The sequence below is a fragment of the Actinoplanes sp. NPDC048796 genome (assembly GCF_040650035.1).
Lineage (GTDB): Bacteria > Actinomycetota > Actinomycetes > Mycobacteriales > Micromonosporaceae > Actinoplanes.
Window position 1 is genome coordinate 1 of the sequence record NZ_JBEZGO010000009.1, and the last position, 11,416, is coordinate 11,416.

Here is an 11,416-nt window from a genome sequence, read left to right on the forward strand (position 1 = left end):
CCCGGTTGACCCCTATCGACTACGAGACCATCATGACCCCACCGGCCAGTCAGGCCGCGTGACTTGATCTGTCACCTGCCGGTGCAGCAGACCCACCCGCTCATGGGGCATGAAGTCTTCGGTACGGCCGAGGACGTACGGCGGCAGATCTTTGGCACCTACTTCTTGAACTATGTGCATGCCGGCTACTCAGTAGGGTTCTTCGAAGATAAATACCTGGCCGCCGACGTTTTCCCTCGATTCTTCAAGTTTGACACGGGCCGCGAGTATTGGGAGGCGATGCGGCCTGTCTGGGTTGCCCGTTATATAACCAAAAGGTCGCGGAAGTTTGTCGCCATGCTGGACGCGAGCTATGGCCAAGCCGTTCTGGCAGGACCTCCGGTCATCGCCGGAGCGCCGACCGCCACAGCCGTTGAAGCCAAGAAGGGATCCTCCCGCCCGGCGTCTGTCTTACTCGCCGGCGGATTGGTTGCTGGAGCACTCATAGGAGGCTGGCTAGCTCGCCGAAACACCTAGCCTTGTCACGCACCGGGACCCTGGCTTGGCTCCGCTGAACTGTCCCCCACGCCGGCCATCCGTCTTCCGAGGCCGGCGAGGGACAGCTATCTGTATCGACAGACTGCGATGTGTTGCACGCTCGGCGGCAGCGTCTACCCCCAGGAGTGCTCATGCGAAGAACCCTGACCCTCGCCGCCATCGCGTCCCTGCTGGTCACCGGGGTGGCCGGGGTGCCCGCCCAGGCCGTCGCGGCGCCGTCCGAGGTGGCCAAGGCGCCCGACTCGGTGGCGTACCTCGTCGACACCTACGGTGTCACGCAGGCCGAGGCCGTACGCCGGTTGAAGGTGCAGGCCGCATCCCGGGACCTCGGCCGGCAGCTGCGCCAAGATCTCCCGGACCGGTACGCCGGTATGTGGCTGGACCAGAAGAACGGCGGTGAACTCGTCGTCGGCCTGACCGCCGGGGACAAGTCCGACGTGGCCGCGAAGCTGCCGAGCTTCGTCCGGCTCCGCACACAACCGGCCACGTACTCGATGGCCCAGTTGGAGGCGATGAAGGCGCGGATCGAGCCCTCCCTCGGTGACGGCGAGGCCGCCGTGATCGACGTGCACCGCAACCGGCTGGCCGTCTGGACGCCGGGGACCGCGACCGTGACACGGATGAGTTCGCTGACCCGGCTGACGGCGGCCGAACCCGGCGTCGTGGTCGCCCGCCGGCAGCAGGGCCGGCTCGCGACCGAGGACAAGGCGGAGGCGACCACGGCCCCGACGGCCAAGGCGGGGCCGCCCTGCCACGTGCTGATCTGCGGCCCGGCCCCGATGCGCGGCGGATACCGGCTCGACGTGCCCCGCGACGACGGCACCACCGGTCCGTGCACCGCCGGTTTCAACATCCGGGGCAGCAACGGCTGGCAGTACATCATCACGGCCGGGCACTGCTTCCGCGGAAGCAACCACACGCACATCGACAAGACCTCGCACAACGGCATCGCCGTCGGCTACGAGGACACCGTGCTCACCAACTCCAGCTATCCCAAGGACTACGCGATCTCGCCCTACCAGACCAAACCTGACCAGGTCGACTACTGGGGCGGCACGCCGCGCAACCTGGTCCGGCACCAGTGCGCCTCGTCCCACGTGTCCTGCGTCAGCAAGGACTGGCCGGTCTGGGACCAGTGGAACTACGAGGACATCCTGCTCGGCTTCATCGCGTGCCGCACCGGTTCGGCCGACACCGCGAGCGGCGGCGGCGGGTGGCTCACCGGCACCTACTGCGGAGAGGTGACCGACTTCAACGGCGGCATCGTGACGAACCACTGCGGCCGCAAGGGCGACAGTGGCGGCCCGCTCTTCAGCCAGTTCGACAACAGCGCGTACGGCATCCTGCACGACGGCACCGACGTGAAGGGCCCGTGCTACGGCGCGAACGGCACCAACGAGGAGTGGAGCGACTTCACCGCGCTCTCGGTCGCCCTCGACGACGCCTGGCTGCAGAACTGGCTCAACGGCGGCGGCGACATCGACTACGAGCTGATCACCTCCGCCAACGGCTGACCCCACCACCGGCCGCCGCCCGAGTGTCCTTCCGACGGCGGCCGGTGCGCCCGGCGGGTCAGCGGCGGGCGTCGGTGTAGTACCGCATCGCCGTGCCGAGGAATTCGACCATCCGCGGGTGGTAGGAGGTGTGCCAGGTGCGCATGCTCTCGTCCTCGGCGTAGAGCAGGGCCATCCCGAGGTAGGCGTCCGGGCTCGGGTGGTAGAACCGGCTGACGACGGCGTGGTGCCGGTCGATCAGCTCTTGGACCGCCTCGTCGCCGGGCTGGGCGCCCGCGGTGATGGCGGCGGCGATCTCGCCGTACAGGTCGTGCCAGTCGCGGTGGACCTGTTCCTTGTCGACATGGGCCCAGCCGGTGGTCGCGGCGAGGCTGGCGGCCTGCTCGTCGGCGAGCGCGCGGCGGCAGCGGTCGGCATCCTCGGCGGCGAAAGTGGAACTACTCATCTGCGGTGTCATGCCCTGTCGTGAGGGGGGTACGGTTCCGCCGCCCGGCCGGTGGGCACGAACGGCATCGGACCTTCCCACACCAGCCCGGACCCGGTAAATCGATTTTGTGATCGAACCTCATGAGTTCTTCACAGGAATCGGGGTCGGTTGTTCTAAGTGGTTCGGTACATTCCCCGGCATGACTCTCGACGCGCTGTTCCGGCCGGTGGCCGAGACCGCGAAAAGCCACGGCCGGTGATCACCCGAAGAGCCGCGATCGGTGTCGCGGCGCTCCTGATGGCCGGATGCGTCAGGCATGACGAGAAGACGACCCGGCCACAGCAGCAGCCGAGTTCGGCCCCCGCGTCGCCCTCGGCCCCCGCGTCGCCCTCGGTCGCCGCGTCCCGCCCGGCGGAACGTCACGCGCGGCTCCTCGAGCTGGAGCGAGCGTACGGCGCACGGCTCGGGGTATTCGCGGTGTCGGCCGGCAGCGGTGTCACAGTCGAGCACCGGGCGGACGACAGGTTCCCGTTCTGCTCGGCGTTCAAAGGCCTGGCCGCCGCCGCCGTCCTGCACGCCACACCACTGGCCGGGCTGGGCAAGCGCGTCCGGTTCACCCAGGCCGATGTGGATCCGAACCGGAAAAACGCGGTCAAGACCCGGGACCGGGTGGCCACCGGGATGACGCTCGGCGAGCTGTGCGACGCGGCGATCCGCTTCAGCGACGGCACGGCGGGAAACCTCCTGCTGCGCCAGATCGGCGGCCCGGCCCAGCTGACGGCCTACCTGCGGACGCTGGGCGACACGGTGACACGATCCGTGCGGACCGAACCGGGCCTCCACCGCGACTGGAAACCCGGCGACCAGCGCGACACCACCTCCGCCCGGGCCATCGGCACGGACTACCAGAAGATCATCGTGGGCGGCGCCCTCCCCGGCGAGGCCCGCGCCTACCTTCGTGACCTGATGGAACGCGCCGACCGGAACCTCAACAGCAAGAAACGGATCCGGGCGGCCGTGCCGCGCGGCTGGACCGTGGCCGACAAGACCGGCACCGGCAGCTTCTACGGCATCGCGAACGACATCGGCCTCGTGTGGCCCGCGCCGTCCGCCGATCCCGTCCTCGTCTCCATCATGTCGAGCCGCGCCGACCGCAACGCCGTGCCCGACAACGATCTCGTCGCCGAAGCGGCACGCTACGCACTGGAAAGAATCACCTGAGCGCGATCGTCGCCAGCACCACGTTGACCACACGCCGTTTATGGCCGGTGCGCATCTACAAGATCGGCGCAACGAAGTTCGGGACGGCCACGGTTGCCGGCAAGTGCTAGCGTCGGCCGCCGCATGCCTCCGACGTACGAGGAGTTCCTGGTGCACGTGACCGCCGAAGATCGATTGCAGATCCAGGAGGTGATCGCACTGCACGGTCACCTGTGCGACGCCGGCGCCTACGACCGCTTCGACCTGGTGTTCACCCCGGATCTGGTGGTCGATACGAGCGATCTCGGCCTCGCGCCGGTGCACCCGAGTGATGAGCACGAGTCTCGGCTCGCCATGTACATCGCGGTCGCGCACCGCCGGGGGCCTGGAAACATCCTGGGCATGCATGTCACCAACGTCGTGGTGCGGGAGGACGGCGACGGAGCCCGAGCGTGGTCGAAGGGTTTGACCGTCGACGTGGAGGGCTCGGTTGCCAGCTTCGTCTATGCGGATGAGCTGGTGCGGACCCCTCACGGATGGCGCATCCGACACCGGAAGGTCTCGCCTCGCCGCGAGCCCGGCCGCGGGCCCGAACTGCCTCTCCCCCGCTGACTGCTGCGTATGAGGCGCGCGCCCGGCTACCGGACTCGAACCGGCTCATACCTCGCGGTCGGCAGCACGGAAGTGCTGGCACGGAATTTCCCACCCGCCTTTGCCCGGCGCGCCGCACCAGGTTAGCGGCCGGCCATCGCCGATGCACGCGAGCTTTCTGGGCGTGCGCTCTCACCGCCGCAAATTCGCACCCCGGCTTGCCCGGTGGCGTCACGTAGGGTCGGCGCCTCGGGGTCGGCCCGCGGCCACCGCCAACCCGGCCACGACCATGCCGGCGAGCCCCACCCACAAGCCCCATCCCAGACCGACGTCGAGACCATCACTTCGATACGGCACCAGGTGATCACGCTTCATCCAGTCCGCCGCGATATCGGCGCCCGGTTCGGACTCGGGCTTCCCGTCCACGTCCAGCTCGATTGTCATAGTGGTCTCTGTCTCGGGGTCGTTCATCGGTTCGATGTCGCTGCGTTGAACAAGGGTCAGGAACACCGACACCGTCACCGCCGCCAGGACGGCCAGCCATACCGGCAACGGGACCCGTCCCCGAACGAACCGCCAGACCAGCCAAACGGCGACCGCCGCCACGGCGATCACGATGGCCGCGCTCCACCGGGACGACATCTGCCATGCCGTTCCGGCGAACGTCGCCACCCGCGTACCGCTGTCGTCGCTCACCCGAACGCGGACCAGCCACCACGGCAGCCACCCGCTCGCCACCACGAGAAGGCCGGATCCCGCTGCCACCGGTTCCTGCCACCTGATGGTCATGCAAGAAATGTAGGCACCTGCTCGCACTACGGCAGGCATACAGCGCGGCACCAGCTCTCTGGCCCTCCGGTTTGCCGCGATCCGGCCGTGCGGCCGTGCCGCCCACGCCGCTCTTCGCTGGCTCGTCAGGCGAAGGTGTGGCCGGGTGCCCGAGCGGCGCACACCATGCTCGGCGCGCCGGGCTCGCCGTGCTCGATCTCGTATCCGCACTCGCCGCAGCCCCGGTCGGGATGGTGCTCCCGCCAGTCGTGACCGCACTCGGCACACACGCCGTAGAAGGCGTGAGCCGCGCGTTGCCGCATGAGGTCCCGGTAGCGCTCAGCCATCCGGTTCGTCCAGGTCATTCAGCCAAAGTAACCGAGCTCTCTTTGTCGACGCCGTCGACGAAGCTCAGTATCGCGGCCGCCAGCTTCTCGGGGGCTTCGAGGGCTACGTAATGGCCGACACCCGCCAGTTGGACGTCGCTGATCTCCGTGGATGCCGCCTGAGACATGGTGTCGCGGGTGAACGGGCCGCCTCCGGCGCCCACGGCGAGTACGGGCTGGTGGAGGCCGGGCGACTCGGCGAGGCCTCTGATCTCGGGGCCTTCCCGCAGCATCGACCGGTAGAGGCCGGCGGCGCCGCGCCAGCCGTCGGATCGGGCGTAGCCGCGAGCGAACTCCTCGATGTCGGTGTCGGTGATCGCCTGGGGTACGGCGGTCATCGACGGGAATGCGTACCGGCCGAGGAACTCTTTCTCTCGTCCCGTGAGCAGTAGCTCGGGGGCGTCCGGGGCGGCGAGGACGCCGATGTGCCAGGCGCCTCCGTGGGTTACGTCGGCCAGCGCTTCCAAGCCGAATCCGGGTAGGCCCATCTCGATCGCGGTGAGGCTTCGCACCTGCTCGGGGTGCGTGGTGGCCAGGCGGAAGACGGTCGCTCCGCTGATGTCCTGCCCGGTGAGGTGGACCGGTCCGACGTCGAGGTGAGCGATCAGGTGGTGCAGGTCGGCGGCTGAGGTCGCGCTGTCGTAGGCGCCCGGCCCGGTGCCGGAGTCGCCGAAGCCGCGCAGGTCGACTGCGAAGACGCGGTGGGTGGCGGCCAGCCGGGGGATCAGCTTGTGGAAGGCCCACCAGCTTTCCGGGAAGCCGTGGACCAGCAGGATCGGTGAGCCGCCGGCGCCGGCACTGACGTAGTGGAGGCTGGTGCCGTTGACGTCGGCTCGGTGATGCGTGATGTCTTGGGGCGAACGGGCGGAAGTCATGCGTCTCCTCAAAAGGACAGCCAGGGTGTCCATCTCGACGATAGACACCCTGGCTGTCCTTGTCCAGGGGTGGTGCCGTAGCCTTCCCGCATGTCCCGTTCTGGCGCTGATCTTGCGTTGTTGCTGCTGGGAGGCTTCCGGGGCCTCGTCGACGCGGCCACCGAAGAACTGGCCCGCCGGGGTTACGAGGACGTGCGGCCCGTCCACGACTTCGCCATGCGGGCCATCGCGGCCGGCGCCGACAGCACCTCCGACCTGGCCCGAAGCCTCTCGGTCGCCAAACAATCGGCGGCCAAGACCGTCGCCGTTCTCCTGGAACGCGGGTACGTCAGTCGCGAACCCGATCCCGGCGACGCCCGCCGCAAACGCCTCCAGGTCACTCCGCTCGGATTCGACGTCATGCGCGAAGGAGAAGCAATCTTCGACGAGCTGCGTCTCCGGTGGGAACGACAGCTGGGCACCGCCGAGTTCGCGCAGTTCGAGGGGCAGCTGGCGGCACTGGTGAGCGCGGCTCCCATCCGCTTCGACACCGCGGGATGGTTCGGCTAATCGAGCTTGAGGTCCGGGTGGCGGCCGGCGACGGTGCGCATACGCCAGCGGTGGGGGAAGACGGCCAGCAGGGCGCCGTCGCGTACCCGGGTCATGACCTCGACGTTCGACTCGGAGCGGAGGATTTCGCGGCCGGCCGCGTCGGTGCGGGCGGCTACCTCGTACGGCAAATGGTCCAGTTGGACCTTGACCCCGAATTCGGCCTCCAGGCGGTGGGTGGCCACCTCGAACTGCATCGGGCCGACCGCGGCCAGCACCGGGGCCTGGTCGCCTCGCTGCTCCGAGCGCAGCACCTGCACGACGCCCTCGCCGTCCAGTTGCTCGATGCCCCGGCGGAAGCGCTTGAAGGCGGTGGTGTCGTTCGTCCGTACGACCGCGAAATGCTCCGGGGGGAACGACGGCAGCTGCGGGTAGCGCACCGCGCCGCCCGTGTAGAGGGTGTCGCCGATGCCGAGCGCTGTCGCGTTCACCAGGCCGACCACGTCGCCCGGGAAGGCCTCGTCGATGGTCTCCCGGCCCCGGCCGAAGATCTGCTGGGCGTACTTGGTGGCGAACGGCTTACCGGTGTCGGCGTGCGTGACCACCATGCCGCGTTCGAACTTGCCCGAGCAGACCCGCATGAAGGCCACCTGGTCGCGGTGGGCGCGGTTCATGTTGGCCTGCATCTTGAACACGAAGCCGGAGAACGTGCCGTCGACCGGCTGCTCGCCGCCGTCCGCGGTGGGGCGGGCCGACGGCGGCGGGGCCAGCTCGACCAGGATGTCCAGCAGCTGCCGTACGCCCAGGTTGGCCACCGCCGCCCCGAACAGCACCGGCGTCGAGGTCGCGGCCAGGAACGTCTTCTGGTCGTGGTCGGCCTCGGTCATCGCCAGCAGTTCGAGCTCCTCGGCGGCGGTGGCCCAGTCGGCGCCGAACCGCTCGGCCGCCTCCTCGGCGCTCATCTCCTCCTCGATGGCCAGCTCGGCGCCGCCCGGTGATCGCTGCATCCGGATGAAGACGCCGGTCCGGCGGTCGATCACGCCCTGGAAGTGCCCGGCGATGCCGACCGGCCAGGTCAGCGGGGTCGGCTTGAGCCCGATCCGCTGCTCGATCTCGTCCATCAGGGCGAGGGCGTCGTTGCCGGGCCGGTCCCACTTGTTGATGAAGGTCATCACCGGGATGCCGCGCTGGCGGCACACCTCGAACAGCTTCAGCGTCTGCGGCTCCAGGCCCTTGGCCGCGTCGAGCAGCATGACCGCGCTGTCGACGGCGGTCAGTACGCGGTACGTGTCCTCGGAGAAGTCGGCGTGCCCGGGCGTGTCGAGCAGGTTGATCACGACGTCGCGGTACGAGAACTGGAGGGCGGCCGAGGTGACCGAGATGCCGCGCTGCTGCTCCATCTCCATCCAGTCGGAGACGACGCCCTTACGGTCGCCCTTGCCGTGCACCGCGCCGGCCGACCCGATCACCCGCGCGTGCAGGGCCAGGGCCTCGGTCATGGTCGACTTGCCGGCGTCCGGGTGTGAGATCACGGCGAACGTACGCCTCCGGCCCGCCTCCACGGCGACTGCCGACGACGCCAGCGCGTTCTGACTCACGATCCGCTCCCTACCACCCGGTGGACAACCTGACGACGTTATCTCAACAACAGCCGTTCGGCGCGGTCCCCCGGCGTGATCGCTCTCACCTCTTGCTTGATAAACGCCGTTGGACGCTTCCCGCAACAGCCTGGTCATGCCGTTGCTCGGCCTCCTGGTCGAACAACCGGCGCACGCCTACGACCTCACCGCCCGCCTGCAATCGCGGTATACGCACCTGCGCGTCACCCACAGCACCGTCACCACGCTGTTGAAAAGCATGGAACGGGCGGGCACGGTCACTCCCCGCGCGCCGGCCCAGGTGGAGGGCCGCCCACCGCGCACGGCGTACGAGCTGACCGGCGCGGGCGTCGCCGACCTCAGCCGCCGAGTCGAAGCGGGCCTGCGTGACGCGCGGCCCGCCTCCATCGACTTCGTCCTGGCCGTCTCCTACGCCGGCCTCCTGGCGGCCGGCCAGGTGGCCGCGATCCTCCAGACCCGGCTGGACCGCCTGGCCGGGGAGGCCGTGCGTTACGAGGGGGCGGACGGGATTCCCGAGGTGTACATGCTGGAGACGGATTACTGGCGGGCCGTCCTCACCGCCGAGATGGAGTGGATCAGACGGCTGACCGCGCGGATCCGTTCGCACGACATCCTCTGACCGAGCGAAGGGAACGCCTCGTGAAGTTCGGCATCTACCCCGGCGGACGGGCGGGAACCACGTGTTCCCATCCGGCCGACCAACCTGCAGGTGACGCTCGAACCCAATTTCCCGGTCCCGCTGATCGACGGCAGCTCGCCGGGAGTGCTCGACGCGCTGACGCGGGGTATCCCCCACGCCCGGGCCGTTCTGGACAGCCGCGACCGCGATGACGTCCGGATCGGGTTCTCGGTGGCCGTGACCGTTGTCTTCCGCTCGCCCACGTCTCGGCGAACACCCCGATCCACATCGTCGGGAACGGATCGCCCAGCGGGCCACCCCGCACGGAAGACAGCCAGTCGCAGTCGCTGTCCGACATGGTCGGCACGATTCTGGAGCTCGAGACCTCGGCGAGCATCGCGCTGTACGACTTGTTCAGTCCCCGCGACGCCGGCAGCCGCTCGCCGGAGCCGCGCCTTCACCGTGTACCGGGACCTGATCAGGGGTGCCGGATTGTCCGCTACCCGGCAGTGACGCCGCCGGCGGCGGTGAACGATCGGGGGCATGGCCGGTTCGTTGTCGGTGGGTGTCGTCGGTGGGGGCGTCGGCGGGTTGTCGGCCGCGCTGAGCCTGCTCCGGGCGGGGCTGGACGTGCACGTCTACGAGCAGGCCGGCCGGCTGTCCGAAGTGGGGGCGGGGGTTCAGGTCAGCCCGAACGCGTCCCGGGTGCTGCACGGGCTGGGGCTGGCCGATGCGCTGGCCGCCACGGGCGTACGGCCGCTGGCCTGGCATCAGCGGCGGTGGGACGACGGGCGGACGCTGCTGCGGGCCCCGCTGGCCGAGGCGTCCTTCCCGCACTATCAGATGCACCGGGCCGACCTGCTCGCCGCGCTGGCCGCCGCCCTGCCGGCCGAGCGGATCCACCTCGGGCGGCGTCTCAGCGGCATCGTTCAGGACGACGACGGGGTGGACGCGACCTTCGGCGACGGCGAGCGGACCCGGTTCGATGTGCTGGTGGGGGCGGACGGCATCCACTCGACGGTGGCCCGGCTGCTGTTCGGGCCAGGCGAGGCCCGGTTCACCGGCTGCGTCGCGTACCGGGCGGTCGTTCCGGCCGAGCGCCTGCGCCACCTCGGCCTGGAGGTGACCGCGCAGATCTGGATGGGCCCGGGCCGGCATTTCGTGCACTACTTCATCAGCGGCCGGCGGTCGGTCAACTTCGTGGCGGTGGTCGAGCAGGACCGCTGGACGCGCGAGTCGTGGACCGACCGGGCCGGCGTGGCCGACGCGTGCGAGGCCTTCGCCGGGTGGCATCCGCAGGTCCTCCAGATCATCGGGGCGGCCGGCGCGATGTACGTGTGGGCGCTGTTCGACCGGCCGCCCCGGCCGGCCTGGTCGCGCGGGCGGGTCACCCTGCTCGGCGACGCCGCCCACGCGATGCTGCCGTTCATGGCGCAGGGCGCGGCGCAGGCCGTCGAGGACGGCGCCGCCCTGGCCGCCTTGCTGCGGGAGACGCCGGACGTGGCCGGGGCTCTCACGGCGTACGAGCGAATCCGCCTGCCCCGGACGTCGCGCCTGCAGGAGATGTCGGCCGGCAACAAGACCCGGTTCCACCTGCCGGACGGGCCGGCTCAGCGCAAGCGGGACAGCCAGATGGCGGCCGGCTCCCGGTCGTGGTCGTTCAACGCCCTGGACTGGCTGTACGAGCACGATGCCTCGGCGGCGCCCCGTCGGTAGGCTCCCCAAGGGTGAGCGGGACCAGAGCGCACCTTCTCGCCGTGGCCGAGCGGCTCTTCGCCGAGCACGGCGTCTTCTCGATCTCCAACCGGCAGATCAGCGAGGCCGCGGGCCAGGGCAACACGGCCGCCGTCGGCTACCATTTCGGGTCGAAAGCCGATTTGGTACGGGCGATAGTGCGCCACCATTCGACGCCGACCGAACAGATCCGCGCCGCCCTGCTGGCCCGCTTCGCCGGGAGCACCGTCCTGCGCGAGCGGGTCGCGTGCCTGGTCCTGCCGTACACCCGGCATCTCGCCTCTCTCGGGACCCCCAGCTGGTACGGCCGTTTCGCCGCCCAGCTGATGACCGAGCCGAAGCTGCGGGAGCTGGCGGCGGCCGAGGTCGGCGAGGCCCCGGCCCTGCGCGCCGCCACCGACGCGGTGCACGCCTGCCTACCCGGGCTGCCCGACCGGGTCCGCCGCGAACGCGACGACATGGCGCACACCCTGATCGTCCATTTCTGTGCGCAGCGTGAACGTTCCATGACCCCGGAGTGGCCGGCGGCCGCGAGCGGTCTGATCGATGCGGTCGAAGGGCTCTATCAGGCCCCGTACACCTCCCAAGAAGTCAATCAGTTGGTTTAATCTTGGGCCC

General features: G+C 69.6%; 13 protein-coding genes. 8 read left to right on the forward strand and 5 right to left on the reverse strand.

Annotated elements, in window-relative coordinates:
- The first annotated feature begins 81 nt into the window (after positions 1-81).
- A complete protein-coding gene (locus AB0C26_RS31270) occupies positions 82-516 on the forward strand; it encodes a DUF6082 family protein (RefSeq protein WP_360254801.1) in 435 nt (144 codons plus the stop codon).
- 152 nt (positions 517-668) lie between these two features.
- Complete coding sequence (locus AB0C26_RS31275) at positions 669-2,051, forward strand: hypothetical protein (RefSeq protein WP_360254803.1); 1,383 nt, start codon at positions 669-671, stop codon at positions 2,049-2,051.
- Positions 2,052-2,109: 58 nt separating this feature from the next.
- Here AB0C26_RS31275 and AB0C26_RS31280 read toward each other — a convergent pair whose 3' ends face one another.
- Positions 2,110-2,496 (reverse strand): TipAS antibiotic-recognition domain-containing protein, encoded by a 387-nt coding sequence (locus tag AB0C26_RS31280; protein ID WP_360254805.1) that lies wholly within the window; start codon positions 2,494-2,496, stop codon positions 2,110-2,112.
- Between the two features lie 237 nt (positions 2,497-2,733).
- Here AB0C26_RS31280 and bla point away from each other — a divergent pair, with 237 nt between their 5' ends.
- Positions 2,734-3,699 (forward strand): class A beta-lactamase, encoded by a 966-nt coding sequence (gene bla / locus AB0C26_RS31285; protein ID WP_360254808.1) that lies wholly within the window; start codon positions 2,734-2,736, stop codon positions 3,697-3,699.
- Between the two features lie 150 nt (positions 3,700-3,849).
- Positions 3,850-4,290 carry a nuclear transport factor 2 family protein gene (locus tag AB0C26_RS31290; protein ID WP_360254810.1) on the forward strand — a complete coding sequence of 147 codons (441 nt, stop codon included), beginning with the start codon at positions 3,850-3,852 and terminating at the stop codon, positions 4,288-4,290.
- Between the two features lie 210 nt (positions 4,291-4,500).
- Here AB0C26_RS31290 and AB0C26_RS31295 read toward each other — a convergent pair whose 3' ends face one another.
- The 3 genes from AB0C26_RS31295 to AB0C26_RS31305 all read right to left on the reverse strand — a co-directional run bounded on the left by AB0C26_RS31295 (position 4,501) and on the right by AB0C26_RS31305 (position 6,298).
- Positions 4,501-4,965 carry a hypothetical protein gene (locus AB0C26_RS31295; protein ID WP_360254812.1) on the reverse strand — a complete coding sequence of 155 codons (465 nt, stop codon included), beginning with the start codon at positions 4,963-4,965 and terminating at the stop codon, positions 4,501-4,503.
- A gap of 218 nt (positions 4,966-5,183) precedes the next feature.
- Positions 5,184-5,402, reverse strand: coding sequence for a hypothetical protein (locus tag AB0C26_RS31300; RefSeq protein WP_360254814.1), 219 nt, complete (start codon positions 5,400-5,402; stop codon positions 5,184-5,186).
- Positions 5,399-6,298 (reverse strand): alpha/beta hydrolase, encoded by a 900-nt coding sequence (locus tag AB0C26_RS31305; protein WP_360254816.1) that lies wholly within the window; start codon positions 6,296-6,298, stop codon positions 5,399-5,401. The genes AB0C26_RS31300 and AB0C26_RS31305 overlap by 4 nt, the downstream gene beginning before the upstream one ends.
- A gap of 90 nt (positions 6,299-6,388) precedes the next feature.
- Between AB0C26_RS31305 and AB0C26_RS31310 the strand changes: the two genes are divergently transcribed.
- Positions 6,389-6,847 carry a MarR family transcriptional regulator gene (locus AB0C26_RS31310; protein WP_360254818.1) on the forward strand — a complete coding sequence of 153 codons (459 nt, stop codon included), beginning with the start codon at positions 6,389-6,391 and terminating at the stop codon, positions 6,845-6,847.
- Here the strand turns inward: AB0C26_RS31310 and AB0C26_RS31315 are convergent.
- Positions 6,844-8,424 carry a peptide chain release factor 3 gene (locus tag AB0C26_RS31315; RefSeq protein ID WP_360254820.1) on the reverse strand — a complete coding sequence of 527 codons (1,581 nt, stop codon included), beginning with the start codon at positions 8,422-8,424 and terminating at the stop codon, positions 6,844-6,846. The two genes, AB0C26_RS31310 and AB0C26_RS31315, sit on opposite strands and share 4 nt — an antisense overlap.
- A gap of 109 nt (positions 8,425-8,533) precedes the next feature.
- On the opposite strand from AB0C26_RS31315, the gene AB0C26_RS31320 reads away from it, so the two are divergent.
- From AB0C26_RS31320 to AB0C26_RS31330, 3 genes are all read left to right on the forward strand, one after another.
- Positions 8,534-9,064 carry a helix-turn-helix transcriptional regulator gene (locus AB0C26_RS31320; protein WP_360254822.1) on the forward strand — a complete coding sequence of 177 codons (531 nt, stop codon included), beginning with the start codon at positions 8,534-8,536 and terminating at the stop codon, positions 9,062-9,064.
- A gap of 543 nt (positions 9,065-9,607) precedes the next feature.
- Complete coding sequence (locus tag AB0C26_RS31325; RefSeq protein WP_360254824.1) at positions 9,608-10,780, forward strand: FAD-dependent monooxygenase; 1,173 nt, start codon at positions 9,608-9,610, stop codon at positions 10,778-10,780.
- Positions 10,781-10,791: 11 nt separating this feature from the next.
- Entirely contained in the window at positions 10,792-11,406 is a 615-nt protein-coding gene (locus AB0C26_RS31330) for a TetR family transcriptional regulator (protein ID WP_360254826.1), read from the forward strand.
- Positions 11,407-11,416: the final 10 nt, after the last annotated feature.